The 17,387-nt window shown below is 63.7% G+C and carries 15 protein-coding genes; 13 read left to right on the top strand and 2 right to left on the bottom strand.

Annotation, left to right across the window (positions count from 1 at the left end):
- Complete coding sequence (locus JQ628_RS33150; RefSeq protein WP_212230491.1) at positions 1–600, top strand: hypothetical protein; 600 nt, start codon at positions 1–3, stop codon at positions 598–600.
- A 9-nt stretch (positions 601–609) separates the two neighbouring features.
- The gene (locus JQ628_RS33155) at positions 610–1,086 is read left to right on the top strand and encodes a DUF992 domain-containing protein (protein WP_433996184.1); all 477 of its coding nucleotides are present in this window, start codon (positions 610–612) and stop codon (positions 1,084–1,086) included.
- A 613-nt stretch (positions 1,087–1,699) separates the two neighbouring features.
- On the opposite strand, the gene JQ628_RS33160 is transcribed toward JQ628_RS33155, so the two are convergent.
- Positions 1,700–1,864 carry a hypothetical protein gene (locus tag JQ628_RS33160; protein ID WP_212230494.1) on the bottom strand — a complete coding sequence of 55 codons (165 nt, stop codon included), beginning with the start codon at positions 1,862–1,864 and terminating at the stop codon, positions 1,700–1,702.
- On the opposite strand from JQ628_RS33160, the gene JQ628_RS33165 reads away from it, so the two are divergent.
- From JQ628_RS33165 to JQ628_RS33205, 9 genes are all read left to right on the top strand, one after another.
- Positions 1,863–2,147, top strand: coding sequence for a hypothetical protein (locus tag JQ628_RS33165; protein ID WP_249128719.1), 285 nt, complete (start codon positions 1,863–1,865; stop codon positions 2,145–2,147). The two genes, JQ628_RS33160 and JQ628_RS33165, sit on opposite strands and share 2 nt — an antisense overlap.
- Before the next feature lie 61 nt (positions 2,148–2,208).
- Positions 2,209–3,453 carry an efflux RND transporter periplasmic adaptor subunit gene (locus JQ628_RS33170; protein ID WP_212230496.1) on the top strand — a complete coding sequence of 415 codons (1,245 nt, stop codon included), beginning with the start codon at positions 2,209–2,211 and terminating at the stop codon, positions 3,451–3,453.
- Positions 3,450–6,602: an efflux RND transporter permease subunit gene (locus JQ628_RS33175; RefSeq protein WP_212230498.1), complete on the top strand. Its 3,153-nt coding sequence runs from the start codon at positions 3,450–3,452 to the stop codon at positions 6,600–6,602. Before JQ628_RS33170 ends, JQ628_RS33175 begins: the two co-directional genes overlap by 4 nt.
- A 3-nt stretch (positions 6,603–6,605) precedes the next feature.
- Complete coding sequence (locus JQ628_RS33180; protein ID WP_212230500.1) at positions 6,606–7,676, top strand: HlyD family secretion protein; 1,071 nt, start codon at positions 6,606–6,608, stop codon at positions 7,674–7,676.
- Entirely contained in the window at positions 7,673–10,459 is a 2,787-nt protein-coding gene (rbbA, locus tag JQ628_RS33185; protein WP_212230502.1) for a ribosome-associated ATPase/putative transporter RbbA, read from the top strand. The genes JQ628_RS33180 and rbbA overlap by 4 nt, the downstream gene beginning before the upstream one ends.
- 2 nt (positions 10,460–10,461) lie before the next feature.
- The gene (locus JQ628_RS33190; protein WP_212230504.1) at positions 10,462–11,574 is read left to right on the top strand and encodes an ABC transporter permease; all 1,113 of its coding nucleotides are present in this window, start codon (positions 10,462–10,464) and stop codon (positions 11,572–11,574) included.
- A 117-nt stretch (positions 11,575–11,691) separates the two neighbouring features.
- A complete protein-coding gene (locus JQ628_RS33195) occupies positions 11,692–14,100 on the top strand; it encodes a phosphoketolase family protein (RefSeq protein ID WP_212230507.1) in 2,409 nt (802 codons plus the stop codon).
- Positions 14,101–14,238: 138 nt separating this feature from the next.
- Entirely contained in the window at positions 14,239–15,312 is a 1,074-nt protein-coding gene (locus tag JQ628_RS33200; protein ID WP_212230509.1) for an NAD(P)-dependent alcohol dehydrogenase, read from the top strand.
- Positions 15,313–15,514: 202 nt separating this feature from the next.
- The gene (locus tag JQ628_RS33205) at positions 15,515–15,808 is read left to right on the top strand and encodes a DUF718 domain-containing protein (protein ID WP_212230510.1); all 294 of its coding nucleotides are present in this window, start codon (positions 15,515–15,517) and stop codon (positions 15,806–15,808) included.
- Between the two features lie 82 nt (positions 15,809–15,890).
- On the opposite strand, the gene JQ628_RS34800 is transcribed toward JQ628_RS33205, so the two are convergent.
- Positions 15,891–16,019 (bottom strand): hypothetical protein, encoded by a 129-nt coding sequence (locus JQ628_RS34800; protein ID WP_283815863.1) that lies wholly within the window; start codon positions 16,017–16,019, stop codon positions 15,891–15,893.
- 184 nt (positions 16,020–16,203) lie between these two features.
- Between JQ628_RS34800 and JQ628_RS33210 the strand changes: the two genes are divergently transcribed.
- Together JQ628_RS33210 and JQ628_RS33215 are read left to right on the top strand one after the other, a co-directional pair.
- Complete coding sequence (locus JQ628_RS33210) at positions 16,204–16,581, top strand: DUF4118 domain-containing protein (RefSeq protein WP_212230518.1); 378 nt, start codon at positions 16,204–16,206, stop codon at positions 16,579–16,581.
- Positions 16,582–16,595: 14 nt separating this feature from the next.
- The gene (locus JQ628_RS33215; protein WP_212230520.1) at positions 16,596–16,841 is read left to right on the top strand and encodes a hypothetical protein; all 246 of its coding nucleotides are present in this window, start codon (positions 16,596–16,598) and stop codon (positions 16,839–16,841) included.
- Positions 16,842–17,387 lie beyond the last annotated feature (546 nt).

Here is a 17,387-nt window from a genome sequence, read left to right on the forward strand (position 1 = left end):
ATGAGTGAGATCGATGCGCGCCGCAACGAGGGCATGGAGCCTCCCCGGCCTCAATCCGGAATGGCCCATTTCCTGTGGCAGCAGCTCCCCTATATCGTGGCGCTGGTGCTTGCCATCGCGGGCGTCGCCTATACCAACGTCTCCCACCAGCCCCTCATCGGCTACTGGGAATTCCTGGCGCTTGCCATCGGGGTCGTTTGCGTCGTCACCAAATGGCCGGAGACCGCAGGCAAGGAGGCGCAGCTTCGCTTGATCTGGACGCAGGCGCTGCACTGGGTTGCCGTGCTGGTCACGATGAACGTCATGCTGGTGTCGGGCGTCCAGCAACTCCTGCCGACGCCCGCAACCAGCCTGGTCCTGCTGACGTTGCTCGCGCTCGGCACGTTCCTCGCGGGCGTCAGCCTTCTGTCCCTGCAAATCTCCTTCCTCGGCTTTGCGATGGGCGCTGCGGTCCCGGCGATATCCTGGCTACAGCAGTCCGTCATCTTCTTCCTGCTGGGCGCCGTGTTTCTGATCGGCCTCGGCATCACCTTCTGGCTTCGTCAGGGCCGAAGGCCCGCGGCAACGCCGGCCGACGCGAACAGTCAAGTGGAGGTCTGAATGCGAAGGATGCAATTTCTCGGAGCCGTCGGCGCATTGGCCTTGCTGTGTGCCGGCGCCCTGCCCGCCCGCGCCGATACGTTCAGGGTCGGCAGACTGGTGTGCTTCAGCACGCCGCGCGTGGGAATGGTGCTTGGATCGGCGCAATCGCTGCGCTGCGTGTTCTACGCTCGGCGGCCGCCTCGCCAATACATCTACGAGGGGCGGATCAGGCGCGCCGGTCTCGACCTGGGCGTGACCAGCGCAGGTACCCTGTCCTGGGCCGTCTTCGCCAAGAATTCGCGGATCGGCTCCGGCACCTTGCGAGGCAGCTATGTGGGAGCGAGCGGCAATGTCGCATTCGGCCCCGGCCTCGGAGCCAACGTCCTGATCGGTGGCTCGCGCCGGAGTGTCATGTTGCAGCCGCTGTCGGTCGAGCGGTCGATCGGACTCAACCTCGCCGTCGGCGTAACCCATTTGACGCTGGGTCCGAGAGGACGGCGATAAATCCGTATCGGCGATCTCTTGCGAGATCGATGCGGTTCCAGCCGGATCACTGGGAACATTCCCGCCTCATCGCTCAGGGTTTCGTCGGATGTCGACGTTGCAGATGGGACGATAGCATGCCGAGTGGCCGATCGTCTGGCTCCTTGGATTCCTGCTTGGCGTCGACCTGATCTCGCACGGCCTGGCGTGGCTGCTCTATGCGCCTCAATCGGTGCGGAGGACTGCGTAACAAGAGAGGAGAAGACGATGGACACTCCCACCCGCCGGGCTTTCCTGGCCAATGCCGTTGCCGCCGCAGCGATCGGCGCCGTCGGGGTTCGTTTGATCGAGACCGCGGAGGCTATGCCGATCCCACCCGGTCTGGGCCTGGCCGGCAAGCCGTCCGATCTCGTGGCTCAAGCGCAATGGTGGGGATCTCCCGGCTGGGGGCCTGGTCCCGGTTGGGGAGGCCCGGGCTGGGGCCAGCCCGCACCGCGCACGCGCCGCTGGGTCTGCTGGTGGGATCGCGGTCGTCGCCGATGCGGATGGCAGTGGGGAGCAGCGCCCGCTCCCGGTTGGGGGCCCTCGCCCGGTTGGGGTTCGCCCGGTTGGGGTGCCTCTCCTGGTTGGGGGGTCACGCCCGGTTGGGGCCCTGCCCCTGCCCCGGGCTGGGGTCGCCCACGGCCGCGCAGGCGCCGCTGGGCTTGCTGGTGGCACCGCGGTCGTCGTCGTTGCGGATGGCGGTGGTACTAGGAACGCTTCCGGCAATCCACACGTTCATCAGCGGCAGGTTTGTCATGAACACCGCGCAAGCCTTTACCCGGGTGATGGAGGGAACCGTGCGCAGCAAGAGCCGACAGCTTCTTGCTGCCGTTCTGGCAGCTCTTCTTGTTGGGGCAGCCTGGTACTGCGTGTCGGCATGGCGGGCGGCGCCAGCAATGTCACTCCAGGACAACATCATCATGGCAGTTGCCGCCATCCTGGCTCTCGTGGCCGGGTGCGGCCTGATCACGCTCATGCTCTACAGCTATCGCAAGGGTGACGACGAGTCTGCGCGCAGCAATCGGCTTCCGCCGGAGTAAGCGATATCTTCGGGGAGTAGTGACCTGAATTCTTTTTCGGGCTTGGGGCAAGGAGTGCAAGATGTGCCTTGCTAAGGTCTCGCTCAAGCTGCTCGCGGCGAGCCTTGTCACGATCGCTACGGGCGGGGCGGGCTTGGCCCAGCCAGCTCCGGCCGGTCCGCCCGCGGTCGGTGTGGTCGAAGCGACCAAGCGACCGATCACCGAGACCAACGAATTCCTTGGCCGGATCGAGGCGATCAATCGGGTCAGCGTCGTCGCTCGCGTAACCGCGTTTCTGGAACGGCGCCTGTTCGAAGAGGGCGCCGAGATCAAGAAAGGCGATCAGCTCTATCAGCTCGAGCGCGGTCCGTTCGAAGCCGATCTCGCATCGAAGCAGGCGCAGGTGGCGCAGCTCCAGGCGACACTGGAGAACGCCAAGCTGACGACCGATCGCGCGCGCACCCTGCTCGGCGGGCCGGCAGGGCAACAATCGACTTACGATGCAGCCCTCGCCAACCAGCGCAGCCTCGAAGCGCAGGTCCAGGCCGCGCAGGCGCAGGTCAAGGCGTCCCAGATCAATCTCGACTACACCATGATCAGCTCACCGATCGACGGCAAGATCGGGCGCACGGCCGTGACGGAAGGCAATGTCGTCGGCCCGAGTTCGGGCGTGCTGACGACGATCGTCAGCCAGGACCCGATGTACGTCACCTTTCCGGTGCCGGTGCGCCAGGCGCTGGAGCTGCGCGAACGATACGGGCCGCAGGGCGGCCTCGATGCCGTGGTGATCAGGCTGCGGCTGCCCGATGGCCGCATGTACGGCCAATCCGGCAAACTGAATTTCGTCGACAACACCATCGCGCAGAGCACCGACACGATCACCGTACGGGGCGAGATTACCAATCCGATCCTGCGTGCTCCTTCGGCGGCAGGCGTGACCGTTCACGAGCTGACCGACGGCGAATTCGTCACCGTCCTGCTCGAAGGCGTGCAGCCGGTCGAAGTGCTGGCGATCCCGCGCTCGGCGGTGCTGTCCGATCAACGGGGCGATTACGTTCTCGTGGTCGGCCCCGACGACAAGGCCGAGCAACGGCGGATCCAGCTCGGACAGTCCACGCCCACCATCGCCTCCGTGATCAGCGGCCTTGCGGCCGGCGACAAGGTGATCGCCGAGGGACTACAGCGGGTTCGTCCCGGTCAGGCCGTTGCGCCGGGGCCGGCGAGTTCGCTGATCCAGTCCACCATGAAGGCCGGCGCGAGCGGCGCGGCTGCGCCGGCGGATCGCGGCAGCTCCGGCAAGCCGCCCCCGGCGGACACCAAGCCATGATATCCGGCGTATTCATCGATCGCCCGCGCCTTTCGATGGTGATCGCCTTCATCATCACGATCGCCGGTGCGCTGGCACTCATGCAAATCCCGGTGGCGCAATTTCCGGATATCGTGCCGCCGCAGGTCACCGTCGCCGGGACCTTCCCCGGCGCCTCGGCCGAGGTCGTGGAGGCCAGCGTCGCCCAGCCGCTGGAAGCGCAAGTGATCGGCGTCGACCGCGCGCTCTACATGAAATCGACCAGCGCCAACGACGGCACCTATACGCTCACGGTGTCGTTCGCGCTCGGCACCAACCCCGATATCAACACCGTCAACGTCAACAACCGCGTGCAGAGCGCGCTGTCGCAATTGCCCACGGAGGTGCAGCAGCAAGGCGTGACCGTGCAGAAGCGATCCTCGTCGATCCTTCAGTTCCTGGTGCTGTACAGCGCCGAAGGTCAGCAGGATCCGCTCTTCATCACCAACTACGCCATCATCAACGTGCTCGATGCGATCGCGAGCACGCCGGGAGTCGGCCAGGCGAATCTGTTCGCCAAGATGAATTATTCGATGCGGATCTGGTTCGATACGCAGCGCCTCACCAGCCTCAATCTCACGCCGGGCGATGTCATCGCCGCCATCCGCGCGCAGAGCGTCCAGGCACCCGTCGGCCGCATCGGCGCGCGACCGATCAGCGATCAGCAGCAATTCCAGTTCAATGTCCAGACCCTCGGCCGGCTGGCAACGGTCGATCAATTCGCCAACATCGTTCTGCGCGCAAATCCCGATGGTTCGTCACTGCTCGTCAGGGACGTCGCCCGCGTCGAGATCGGCGCGCAGAATCTCGACAGCGAAGCGCGGATCGACGGGCGTGCCGCCGTGCCGGTCGCGATTTACCTCGCACCCGGCGCCAATGCCGTGACCACCGCGCAGGCAGTGGCGGCCACGATGCAGCGTCTGTCCGCGCGGTTTCCCGAGGGGCTGAACTACCTCGTGCAATACGATTCCACGACCTTTGTTCGAGATACGATCGCCGAGGTATTGCGGACGCTGGGCGAAGCCTTCGTCCTGGTGGTGATCGTGGTTTACCTGTTTCTCGGCAATCTCCGTGCCACGGTGATCCCGGCCATCGCGGTGCCGGTGAGTCTGGTCGGCACCTTCGGCGTCCTGCTCATGTTCGGCTATTCGGTCAATACGGTGTCGCTGCTGGCGATGGTGCTCGCGATCGGCATCGTGGTGGACGACGCCATCGTCGTGGTCGAGAACGTCGAGCGCGTGATGGAGGAGGAGCCAGACCTTTCCGCCGCCGAGGCCAGCAAGAAGGCCATGACGCAGATCACCGCACCGATCATCGCGATCACGCTGGTGCTGCTCTCCGTGTTCGTGCCGATTGCATTCGTTCCCGGCATCTCCGGCACGCTGTTCCGCCAGTTTGCGGTGACGATCAGCGCCGCCATGCTGATTTCGGCGCTGAATGCATTGACATTGTCGCCTGCATTATGCGCGCTGTTCCTGCGTCACACCGGCCCTCGGCGCGGCATCATGGGCCGCGTCCTCGGCGGCATCGACTGGATACGCGATCGCTACAGCGGCGGCGTGCGCCGGCTGGTGCGCGTGGCCGGACTGTCGCTCCTCCTCGTCGGAGTGTTCGCCGCCGGCATCTTCGGCATGTCGCGGATCACGCCAACGGGCTTCCTCCCCGAGGAGGACCAGGGCGCCTTCTTCACCTCGGTGCAACTGCCGGACGGCGCGTCGGTGGCGCGAACCAGCGAAGTCACCCGACAGATCGAAGAAATCCTGAAGCAGATGCCGGCCGTCGATCACGTCCTTGCCATCATCGGCTTTTCCCTGCTCGACGGCGCATCCGAACCGAACAGCGCGCTGGTGGTCACGCGGCTGAAGCCGTTTGCCGATCGCAGGGCGGCCGCGGATTCGGCCCAGGCATTGATCGGGCGCACTTTCGCGGCCGGTGCGCAGATCCGGCAGGCCAATGTACTGCCGTTCAACCTGCCGCCGATCATCGGGCTCTCCACCGGCGGCGGATTCGAATACCAGCTCCAGGCGCTGGAAGGACAGAGCCCGACCGCAATCTCCAGCGTCACCAGCGCGCTGATCGGCGCCGCAAATACCGATCCGCAGCTTTCGCGCGTCTTCTCGACCTTCACGGCAACCAATCCGTCCCTGTATCTCGACATCGACCGCCGCAAGGCGCAGGCGCTCGGCGTCACCATCAGCGACATCTTCACTGCGCTACAGGCCACGCTCGGCGGCGTCTTCGTCAACAACTTCAACCTGTTCGGCCGCACCTGGCAGGTCAACGTTCAGGGCGAAGCGTTCGACCGCGCCGATATTTCGGACATCTGGCGGATCTACGTGCGCAACCATACGGGCGAGATGGTGCCCCTGAGGTCGCTGGCCGGCATCAAGATCGTGACCGGGCCTCAGGTGATCACCCGCTACAACAACTATCGCTCGGTAACGATAAACGGCAGCCCGGCGCCGGGCGTCTCCTCAGGCACTGCGATTGCCGCGATGGCGAAACTCTCCGATGCCGTGCTGCCTGCGGGCTACAGTTTCGCGTGGACCGGCACCGCATATCAGGAGCAGCAGGCTGCAGGCCAGACCGGCATCGTGCTGATGCTTGCGGTTCTGTTCGCCTATCTGTTCCTGGTGGCTCTCTATGAGAGCACGGTGATTCCGATCCCGGTGCTGCTTTCGGTCGTCGTCGGCGTGCTCGGGTCCTATGTCGGCATCAAGATCGCCGGACTCAATCTCGATCTCTACGGCCAGATCGGACTGGTGGTGCTGATCGCGCTCGCCGCCAAGAACGGCATCCTGATCGTCGAATTCGCAAAGGAGCAGCGCGAAGCCGGCGTGGCACTCAACGACGCCGCGATCCAGGGCGCTCATATGCGCTTCCGCGCGGTCATGATGACCTCGGTCGCCTTCATCCTTGGCCTGTTGCCGCTCGTGATCGCAACCGGCGCCGCCGAGCTCAGCCGCAGAGCGGTCGGCACCGCCGTGTTCGCCGGCATGCTCGCCGCGAGCTCGATCGGGATCTTTTTGGTGCCAATGCTCTACGTGACGTTCCAGCGTCTGCGCGAGCGCGTGAAGGGGCCGTCCAAACCAATCAATCGGCCGACGCCTCCGGCCGATGGAAAGGTCTAGACCATGAAAGGCAATCGAAGAGGCCGGCTGATCGCCCTGCTCGTCGTGGCCCTCGGCGTAGGCGGCTACTTTGCCTGGCAAAAGCTCGGGGGCGACAATCTTCCGCCCGGGTTCGCCAGCGGCAACGGACGTATCGAGGCCGTCGAAATCGATGTTGCCACCAAGGCACCCGGGCGCATCCGGGACATCCTGGTGCGGGAAGGCGATCTGGTCTCGGCCGGACAGGCGCTGGCGCAGATGGACACGGTACAGCTCGAGGCGCAGTACCGTCAGGCCGAAGCACAGTTGCGGCGCGCCAAGATCGGCATCGATACCGCGAAGAGTCTCGTGACCCAGCGCGAAGCGGAGAAGAAGACAGCGACCGCGGTCATTGCCCAGCGCAGCGCAGAACTGGATGCGGCCGAGCGAAAGCTCCAGCGATCCGAGCAACTGATCAGGACCAACGCCGTACCCCAGCAGGTGCTCGACGACGACCGCGCCGCCGCCAATGGCGGCAGGGCGGCGGTGGCGGCGGCAGAGGCACAGCTTGCGGCTTCGGAAGCCGCGATCAGCGCCGCCGAGGCGCAGGTGGTCGATGCAGAGGCCGCCGTCGAGGCAGCAAAGGCCGCGATCGAGAGCATCAAGGCGGACATCAACGACAGTACGCTGCGATCTCCGCGCGACGGACGCGTGCAATTCCGCGTGGCCCAGCCGGGAGAAGTTCTCTCCGCCGGCGGACGCGTGCTCAACCTCGTCGACCTCGGCGACGTCTTCATGACCTTCTTCCTGCCGACGGCGCAGGCCGGCCGCGTCGCCATTGGCTCGGAAGTCCGCCTCGTGCTCGACGCCGCTCCGCAATGGGTCATTCCCGCCAATGCGACGTTCGTCGCCGATGTTGCGCAGTTCACACCCAAGACGGTTGAGACCGAGGAGGAGCGGCAGAAACTGATGTTCCGCATCAGGGCCCATATTTCGCAGGAACTGCTGCGGAGAAACATCGAACAGGTCAAGACCGGCCTGCCTGGCCGGGCCTTCGTCCGCCTCGATCCGAACGCCGAATGGCCGGCGTGGCTGACGGAGAAACTGGTCAAATGAGCGGCACGCCGAACCCAGATCGATCTCCTGCTGCCACGCCGGTGATACGGCTCGAAGCGGTCGGGCTGTCCTACGGCGCGACGCGCGCGCTCGATGGCGTCACGCTCGATATTCCGTCGGCGTGCATGGTCGGGCTGATTGGACCTGACGGCGTCGGCAAGTCCAGCCTGCTCTCGCTGGTCGCCGGAGCCCGCGCGATCGCGGAAGGACGGGTCTACGTGCTCGGTGGCGATATGGCCGATGCCGCACACCGGCAGCGAACCTGTCCGCAGATCGCCTATATGCCGCAGGGCCTCGGCAAGAATCTCTACCCGACACTGTCCGTGTTCGAGAATGTCGATTTCTTCGGCCGCCTGTTCGGTCAGGACAGGCACGAGCGTGAGCACAGGATCGGCCAGTTGCTGAAAGGCACCGGCCTTGCTCCTTTCGCGGATCGACCGGCGGGCAAGCTGTCCGGCGGCATGAAGCAGAAGCTCGGTCTTTGCTGCGCGCTGATTCATGATCCCGACCTCTTGATCCTTGACGAGCCGACCACTGGCGTCGACCCGCTCTCGCGCCGCCAGTTCTGGGAACTGATCGACGAGATCCGCGGCAACCGCTCCGGCATGAGCGTCGTCGTCGCCACCGCCTATATGGAGGAGGCGGCCCGTTTTGACTGGCTGGTTGCGATGAACGATGGCCGGATGCTTGCCACCGGAACGCCCGCGGACCTGCTGCGACAGACCGGCGCTGACAACCTCGATGCCGCCTTCATTGCCCTGCTCCCGGAGGAGCAACGCCGGGATCACCAGGAAGTGGTGATCCCGCCCCGCTCAGGCAGCCACGCCGACGACGTCGCCATCGAGGCCGAGCATCTCACCGTGAGGTTTGGCGATTTTACCGCCGTAAGCAATGTGAGTTTCCGCATTCCCCGCGGCGAGATCTTTGGCTTTCTCGGCTCGAATGGTTGCGGCAAGACCACGACCATGAAGGTGCTGACCGGGCTCTTGCCTGCCAGCGAAGGCACCGCAAGATTGTTCGGCCACGAGGTCGATCCCAACGACATGGATGTGCGGCGCCGTGTCGGCTACATGTCGCAGGCCTTCTCGCTCTATTCCGAGTTGACAATCCGGCAGAACCTCGAGCTGCATGCGCGGCTGTTTCGGCTCCCTCCCGACACCATCGAGGATCGGGTCCGGGAAATGGCGCAACGGTTCGACCTCGCCGGTATGATCGATGCGTTGCCAGATGCGCTGCCGCTCGGCGTCCGCCAGCGCCTGTCGCTCGCGGTCGCGATGATCCACGCGCCCGACATCCTGATTCTCGACGAGCCGACTTCCGGCGTCGATCCTGTGGCGCGCGACGGCTTCTGGCAGAACCTGTCCGACCTCTCGCGCAAGGACAACGTCACGATCTTTGTCTCGACCCATTTCATGAACGAGGCAGAGCGCTGCGACCGTATCTCGCTCATGCACGCGGGCAAGGTGCTCGTCAGCGATACGCCGGCCCGACTTGCCGAGCAGCGCGGTGGCGGCAGTCTCGAAGAGGCCTTCGTCGCCTATCTGCAAGATGCGATCGGCACGGCAGATGCCGGGCCGCCGGGCACCGAACCGGCAGTAGCGATCGAGGCTGCGCCGGCCGACACAGGCGGGGCGGCGCACCACCGGCTTGTGCGATTCTTCGATCTGCGGCGCATGTTCGCTTACACCAACCGGGAGGCGCTCGAGCTGCGGCGCGACCCGATCCGCGCCACACTGGCCATTCTCGGCAGCCTCATCATGATGTTCGTGCTCGGCTACGGCATCAACATGGACGTGGAGAATCTTTCGTTCGCCGTCATGGACCGCGACGAAACCGGGATAAGCCGCGATTATATCCTGCAGGTCTCCGGATCGCGCTTTTTCACGGAATCGCAGCCGATTACCGATTATGACGATCTCGATCGCCGCATGCGCAGCGGCGAGCTCAGCCTTGCGATCGAGATTCCCCCGGGGTTCGGGCGCGACGTGGCACACGGCCGCAACGTCCAGATCGGCGCCTGGATCGACGGCGCCATGCCCTCGCGCGCGGAGACCGTGAGGGGTTATGTGCAAGCGATGCACACACAATGGCTGACGGAGCGCGCCCGCCTGCTCTACGGCAGCGCTGCGACCACCGGCGATTTCCAGATCGAGATCCGCTTCCGCTACAATCCGGATCTCAAGAGTATCGTGGCGATGGCCCCCGCCGTGATCCCGATCCTCCTGCTGATCATACCCGCGATATTGGCGACGCTGAGCGTCGTGCGCGAGAAGGAGCTGGGATCGATCATCAATTTCTACGTGACCCCCGTCACGCGACTGGAGTTTCTCGTCGGCAAGCAGCTTCCGTATGTGGCGCTCGCCATGCTGAATTTCTTTCTGCTGACCGCCTTTGCCGTTTTCATTTTCCGCATCCCGTTCACCGGCAGCTTCTTCGCCTTCACGGCCGCTGCGCTGCTCTACGTCATCATCACGACCGCGATGGGGCTCGTTATCTCGGCGTTCATAAGCAGCCAGATCGCCGCGATCTTCGCGACCGCGCTGCTGACCATGATCCCCGCCACCCAGTATTCGGGGCTGGTCGATCCGGTGTCCTCGCTTCAGGGAGCCGGGGCCTTCATCGGACGAATCTACCCGACCGCTCATTTCGTCACCATTACCCGCGGCACTTTCTCCAAGGGACTCGATTTTGGCGATCTCACTGGTCCATTCGTCGCGCTGCTCGTGACCATTCCGGTGCTGCTCATTGTCGGCGTGATGCTCTTGAAGAAACAGGCAAGCTAGCCATGCGTATCGCCAACATCGCTCGGCTCGGCGTCAAGGAACTGCGAGGCCTCGGCCGCGATCCGATGCTGATGATTCTGATCGTCTATGCCTTCACGATCTCGATCTATACCGCCTCCAGGTCGCAGCCCGAGACCTTGAATCAGGCCGCGCTCGCCATCGTCGACGAGGACAAGTCGCCGGCATCGACACGCATCATCACGGCGTTCAATCCGCCCTATTTCACGATACCGCGCCTGATTTCGCAGTCGGAAGTGAACGCCCGCATGGATGCAGGTCTCGACACCTTCGCGCTCAACGTCCCACCGAACTTCCAGCGCGACCTTCTCGCCCAGCGGTCGCCGGCCATCCAGCTCAACGTGGATGCGACCCGCATGTCGCAGGCCTTCACGGGAAGCGGATATATCCAGACGATCGTAAACGCGGAGGTCAGCGAGTTTCTGGCGCGCTACCGCTCGGCCGCGCCTCTCCCCATCGAACTGGCGCTCCGCGCACGCTTCAATCCCGAGCTCAACAAGGGCTGGTTCGGCGCCATCAATAACGTGATCTCCTCCATTACCATGCTGTCGATCATTCTGACCGGGGCTGCGCTTATTCGCGAACGCGAGCACGGCACCATCGAGCATCTGCTGGTTATGCCGGTAACGCCGTTCGAAATCATGGCGAGCAAGATCTGGTCGATGGGCCTCGTCGTGCTGGTGGCCGCCAGCGTGGCGCTCGTGTTCATCGTGCAGGGATTGCTGGCGGTCCGGATTGGAGGCTCGATCCCGCTGTTCCTGTTCGGCACGGCGCTCTACGTGTTCGCCATGACCAGCATGGGCATCTTTCTGGCGACGGTCGGCGGAACCATGCCGCAGTTTGGCCTCCTGATGATGCTCGTGCTGATGCCGCTGCAAATGCTGTCGGGAGCCACGACGCCGCGGGAGAGCATGCCCGAGATCATCCAGTACATCATGCTCGCCGCTCCCAACACGCACTTCGTCATCCTCGCGCAGGCCGTGCTGTTCCGCGGCGCCGGAACGACCGTGGTCTGGCCGCAGATCGCGGCCCTGCTGGTGATCGGAGCGATCCTGTTCTTCTACTCGCTGCGGCGATTCAGGGAGTTCTTGCGCTAAGGGACGCTTCCCGACGCCATGCGCCGGCAAAGTCAATCGAAGCGGCCGCTTGAGATGCGGCGAAGGCCGTTGCGAGGCCTGCAACACGCCTTGGATGGCACGCATGGGAGAGACAGCATGGCAACACTCTCTACTCGAAAGCCAAAAGTGAGCAACGCCGAACAGGCGCCGTTGGCGAACGAAGAGCTGGAGCTGATGAACCGCTACTGGCTTGCGTGCAACTATCTCTCGGTGGGCATGATCTATCTCAAGGACAATCCGCTGCTCAGAGAGCCCTTGAAGCCGGAACATGTGAAGCACCGGCTGCTCGGGCACTGGGGCGCAAGCCCGGCGTTGTCCTTTGCCTGGGTGCATCTGAACCGGATGATCGTCCTGCACGACCTCGACGTGATTTTCGTGGCGGGGCCCGGACACGGCGCGCCCGGGGTGCTGGGGCCGGCATACCTCGAAGGCGGCTACTCCGAATTCTATCCGGACAAGAGCGAGGACGCTGAGGGAATGCAGAAATTCTTCAGGCAGTTCTCGTTTCCCGGCCATATCGGGAGCCACGTCACGCCGGAAACGCCGGGCTCCATCCACGAAGGAGGAGAGCTCGGCTACAGCCTTTCGCATGCTTACGGCATGGCGCTCGACAATCCCGACCTGATCGTCGCCTGCGTTGTCGGCGATGGCGAGGCGGAGACCGGGCCACTGGCCACCGCGTGGCATTCCAACAAGTTCGTCAATCCCGTGCGTGACGGGGCTGTGCTGCCGATCCTGAACCTGAATGGCTACAAGATAGCCAATCCGACAATCCTTGCACGTGTGAGCCACGACGAGCTGGAGGCGCTGTTTGTCGGCTACGGGTACACTCCGTATTTTGTTGAAGGTGATGACCCCGCCCTGATGCACCAGAAAATGGCGGCGACGCTGGAGCAGGCCATCGGCGAGATCCGTGTTCAACAGAAGACCGCGCGGGATTCGAACAAGCCCGTCCGTCCGCGGTGGCCGATGATCGTGCTGCGATCGCCCAAGGGCTGGACCGGGCCGAAGGAGATCAAGGGCCACAAGGTAGAAGGCTCGTGGCGCGCGCACCAGGTGCCGCTTACCGACGTGCGCGAAAATCCGGCGAACCTGAAACTGCTCGAAGACTGGATGCGCAGCTACAAGCCCGACGAGTTGTTCGATGCAAACGGCTGGCTGGTGCCGGAGCTCAAGGCGTTGGCGCCCCGCGGCAACCGGCGCATGAGCTGCAACCCGCACGCCAACGGCGGATTGCTGCGCAAGGACCTCAAGCTGCCCGACTTTCGCGACTATGCGGTGGAGGTAACAGCACACGGCACAACCATGCACGAGAACACGAAGCCGCTCGGCGAGTACCTTCGCGATGTGATGAAGAATAACCCGACCCGCTTCCGCGTATTCGGCCCTGACGAGACCGCCTCGAACCGCCTGCAAGCGCTTTATGAAGCGAGCAAGAAGACCTGGATGGCGGAGACGCTGCCGGAGGACGCCGATGGCGGCGAGCTCGCGCCGGACGGGCGCGTGATGGAGATGCTCTCGGAGCATACGCTCGTTGGCTGGCTGGAGGGCTATTTGCTCACGGGCCGGCACGGATTCTTCCACACCTACGAAGCGTTTGCCCATGTCATCGATTCGATGTTCAACCAGCACGCCAAGTGGCTGGACATCTGCAAGAACCACGTGGCGTGGCGCGCACCGGTCGCGTCGGAAAACATTCTTCTCTCATCCACGGTCTGGCGCCAGGACCACAACGGATTCTCCCACCAGGACCCCGGATTTATTGATCTGGTGACCAACAAGGGGCCGTCCGTCACACGTGTCTACCTGCCGCCCGACGCCAACACGCTGCTGTCGGTTGCGGATCACTGCCTGCGCAGCACCGATTACATCAACGTCATCGTCGCCGACAAACAGAAGCACCTCCAGTTCACCACCATGGACGAGGCGATCGTCCACTGCACCAAGGGCCTCGGCATCTGGCCGCGTGCCAGCACCGACGCTGGCGAGGAGCCCGACGTCGTGCTGGCCTGCTGCGGCGACGTGGCGACCATGGAAGCACTGGCTGCCGCCGCTATCTTGCGTGAGCAAGTGCCCGATCTGAAGCTGCGCTTCGTCAATGTCGTGGATTTGTTCAGGCTCCAGCCGGCATCCGAGCATCCGCACGGATCGACGGAGCGCGAGTTCGACAGCCTGTTCACCACGAACAAGCCGATCATCTTCAACTTCCACGGCTATCCCTGGCTCATCCACAAGCTCTCATACCGGTTCAAGGGACACGAGAACCTGCACGTGCGGGGCTACAAGGAAAAGGGCAGCATCAACACGCCGCTTGAGCTCGCAATGCTGAACGACACGTCCCGCTTCCACCTCGTCATCGATGTGATCGATTGGGTGCCCAAATTGCACACGAAGGCCGCTCACCTCAAGGAGGCAATGAAGAACGCCATCATCGACAATCGCCGCTACGCGCACGAGCACGGCATGGATCGGCCGGAGATCGTCAACTGGACCTGGCCGTACTGAGCGTTTGCCGCGGCGCTCCGAAGCGGTTCGGAGCACGCCCGCCGATTGCCGCTTGACTGTCCCTGCGCTGCGTCCCGCCAGAACGAATGGAGGGCGATCGAGCTGGCTGCATCGAAACTTCAGGAAGAGGTGAGTCAGATGACAAAAATGAAAGCCGCCGTCTTTGTCGAGCCCGGCCGGATCGTGCTCGAACAGAAGCCCATACCCGATGTTGGTCCGCTCGACGCGCTGATGCGGATTACGACAACGACCATCTGCGGCACGGATGTTCACATCCTCAAAGGAGGATATCCGGTCGCCATGGGCCTGACGATCGGCCACGAGCCCGTTGGCGTGATCGAGAAGCTCGGTTCGCAGGTCAGGGGATTCCGCGAAGGCCAGCGCGTGATCGCCGGCGCCATCACGCCGAGCGGCTACAGCAACGCCTGCCAATGTGGCCGCTGCTCGCAGGATGGTCCTGATGACAAACATGGATGGAAGGCGGCGGGCGGATGGCGGTTCGGCAACACGATCGACGGCTGCCAGGCCGAATATGTCCTGGTACCTGACGCGATAGGCAACCTCGCGCCCGTCGCCGACGAACTCACCGACGAGCAGGTGCTGATGTGTCCCGACATCATGTCGACCGGCTTCAGCGGCGCCGAGAACGGCGGGATCAAGATCGGCGACATGGTGGCGGTGTTCGCTCAGGGTCCGATCGGTCTTTGCGCCACCGCCGGTGCCAGGCTGCTCGGCGCCTCGACCATCATCGCAGTCGACCGGCTGCCGGAACGTCTCGATATGGCGCGTCGTCTCGGCGCCGACTACGTCGTGGACTTCAGTAAGGTCGATCCGGTTGCCGAAATCCTGCGCATCACCGATGGACGCGGGGTAGATGTGGCCATCGAGTCGCTGGGTATCCAGTCCACGTTTGAATCGTGTCTGCGGGTGTTGCGACCGGGCGGGACCTTGTCGAGCCTTGGCGTCTATTCGTCCGACCTGAAGATACCCGTCGACGCCTTCGCGACCGGACTCGGCGACCACAGGATCGTGACAACGCTCTGCCCGGGTGGGAAAGAGCGCATGCGACGATTGATGGCCGTGATCGAATCGGGACGCGTCGACCTCAGCGCGATGGTGACGCACCGGTTCAAGCTGGATGAGATCGAAGCCGCCTATGACCTCTTCGCAAACCAACGCGACGGGGTGTTCAAGGTCGCGATCACGCCGTGACGGGCCACGAGGCCCCGCACCGCAAGGACGTTTACAACCACACCATGGCTGGATCAGGCTGGTCATGGTCTGCGGATTGTGGTTCACACGGGAGAGGCGCAAGGTTCGATCCCTTGTGCATCCATCATTCCTTCAAGCGATCCGTACGACTGCCTTTTCGTCCAGAACGTCCGCATACTTCGACACATTTGGAGGCGCTTCCATGCAGATCTATAATGTCGTGAAATTCAAGGTGAAGGCGGGCGAAGAGGCCGCGTTCCTCGATGCGCATCGCGGCGGCAAGGCCAAATGGCCGGGGCTCGAGCGCGGCGTCATCATCAAGACGGGCGAGCAGACATTTTGCCTGATCGGCACGTGGTCCAGCCAGGAAGCGATGGTCGCCGCGCGGCCGGCAATGATCGAGACGCTCAACAGTTTTCGCGCGCTGCTGGAGGATCAGGGCGGCGGACGCGGCGTGACGGATGCCGTCTCGGGCGGCGTGGTGCTCGATCTCTGACGTCGTTCAGATTTGGCGGAGAATCGGCGGTAAGCGCGCTCCGGCCAGGCTGGAGCGCGAGGGTCTTGCTGTAAGCCGCTGGCTAGATTCCCAGAAGCCAGACGGCGATGATGGTGCCGAGCACCGCAAGGCCGGAAATCGTCCAACCCGTCGCGTAGACCGCGCCATCGGGTTGGGGGTGATCCACCATCGTATCGTGCCAGTGGGTCATAAGAGCCTCCTGGAGACCGCCTGTGTAGGTTAGGTTCCGGACCCGGCCAAAGGTTCAAACCGGCCGCAAGATTTCCAGGGAAGCGGATCGGCGGCCGTTTCGCGTCGCAGCGAGACCCGCCATTTGCCTTTGACTTTTGTCGTAGCCTGACTAGGCTCCGCCGCGGTGTTCCGGGGGGAATGTCATGCAAAAACAAACCGGTCTCATCCTCAAGGTCAGGCCCTGGTCGCCGCTGGCGTTCCTGGCGGCGCTGCTCGCGATCGGCCTCGGGTCGGCCCTTGAGAAGGTTTTGCTGGCGTTCGGGATAAATCTCTATTTTGCCGGGTTTGTGCCGGCGATCCTGATCGCCAGCCTGTTTGCCGGCGTGCCGGCCGGGCTGTTTGCGAGTGTGGCCACGGTACCCCTCGTCTGGTGGGCGTTCATGCCGCCGCACTTCGAATTCTCCGCGCTCACCGCCGCGGATTATCACCGCTTTGTCATGTTCGCGCTGATGAGCGCACTGGCGATCAGCTTTTCCCGGCTCTATCGCGAGGCGCTTTCGCTTTCGAGGAAACGAAGCTGAGGAAGGCCGCGGAAGTGGCACTGCCGATGTCCCCGCAAAAGCTGCTGATGTATTTCGCCAGCCTGATCGGCGGCGCCATCGGGCTGTTTGCCCCGGTCGGCGTAGTGAAATGGCTGATGCAGACCGAGCCGGAGGACGCCGGGATCTTGACGTTCTTCTTTGTGCCCGTCTGGTGCCTGCTGGTGATCGCAGGTCTGCTCGTGGGATGGCGGCTCGGGCTGCTGGTAACGGGCGGCAAGCGAGCTGCGAAGGTTGGCTGACGGTCATCCCGAGCTGCGCGGCGTTCCGATTCAATTGTCAAACAGCCCCAGTCACGTGGCCCCTGCGAACGCCGGGCACGTTCAACAGCAGCGGTCGTCATACCCGCGAAGGCGGGTATCCAGTACGCCGCGGCTTCTCGACTCATGCGCTGACGTCCCTGGAATACTGGATCCCCGCCTTCGCGGGGACGACGACTGAATGTGCGTTGTCGTTCTCGCGACATCATCTGCCCGAGCTATTCGATCTTCATCGCGCCTCCGAAGCCAGAGGGCGCAGGGAATGCCGGGTGCGCGCTGCACCCGCGGTCTCGTGTGCGCTGCTTGCGCAACGAAAAAATGCACACGAGCATACAGGTGAGCGGAGAACACTCCGACATCCCCTGCGCAATGGCTTTACGGCTTATATCGCGCTCTCCCTGGTGAGCGGGCTTGTTGTCACCATCGCCGGCAGCATATGCCGCCGACTTAGCGCCAGCGTCGCGGCGCCAGGACCACACGACTTCGCCGTACGCCCTTGCTCAGTCGTCTGCTGAACAAGCGCGTCCA

The organism is Bradyrhizobium lablabi (genome assembly GCF_018129385.1).
GTDB lineage: Bacteria > Pseudomonadota > Alphaproteobacteria > Rhizobiales > Xanthobacteraceae > Bradyrhizobium > Bradyrhizobium lablabi_C.

Coding starts and splice junctions, on each gene's coding strand:
- JQ628_RS33170 (WP_212230496.1), top strand. CDS start 2,209: ATGTGCCTTGCTAAGGTCTCGCTCAAGCTGCTCGCGGCGAGCCTTGTC.
- JQ628_RS33180 (WP_212230500.1), top strand. CDS start 6,606: ATGAAAGGCAATCGAAGAGGCCGGCTGATCGCCCTGCTCGTCGTGGCC.
- JQ628_RS33205 (WP_212230510.1), top strand. CDS start 15,515: ATGCAGATCTATAATGTCGTGAAATTCAAGGTGAAGGCGGGCGAAGAG.
- JQ628_RS33155 (WP_433996184.1), top strand. CDS start 610: ATGCAATTTCTCGGAGCCGTCGGCGCATTGGCCTTGCTGTGTGCCGGC.
- JQ628_RS33160 (WP_212230494.1), bottom strand. CDS start 1,864: ATGACAAACCTGCCGCTGATGAACGTGTGGATTGCCGGAAGCGTTCCT.
- JQ628_RS33195 (WP_212230507.1), top strand. CDS start 11,692: ATGGCAACACTCTCTACTCGAAAGCCAAAAGTGAGCAACGCCGAACAG.
- JQ628_RS33165 (WP_249128719.1), top strand. CDS start 1,863: ATGAACACCGCGCAAGCCTTTACCCGGGTGATGGAGGGAACCGTGCGC.
- JQ628_RS34800 (WP_283815863.1), bottom strand. CDS start 16,019: ATGACCCACTGGCACGATACGATGGTGGATCACCCCCAACCCGATGGC.
- JQ628_RS33200 (WP_212230509.1), top strand. CDS start 14,239: ATGACAAAAATGAAAGCCGCCGTCTTTGTCGAGCCCGGCCGGATCGTG.
- JQ628_RS33175 (WP_212230498.1), top strand. CDS start 3,450: ATGATATCCGGCGTATTCATCGATCGCCCGCGCCTTTCGATGGTGATC.
- JQ628_RS33190 (WP_212230504.1), top strand. CDS start 10,462: ATGCGTATCGCCAACATCGCTCGGCTCGGCGTCAAGGAACTGCGAGGC.
- rbbA (WP_212230502.1), top strand. CDS start 7,673: ATGAGCGGCACGCCGAACCCAGATCGATCTCCTGCTGCCACGCCGGTG.
- JQ628_RS33210 (WP_212230518.1), top strand. CDS start 16,204: ATGCAAAAACAAACCGGTCTCATCCTCAAGGTCAGGCCCTGGTCGCCG.
- JQ628_RS33150 (WP_212230491.1), top strand. CDS start 1: ATGAGTGAGATCGATGCGCGCCGCAACGAGGGCATGGAGCCTCCCCGG.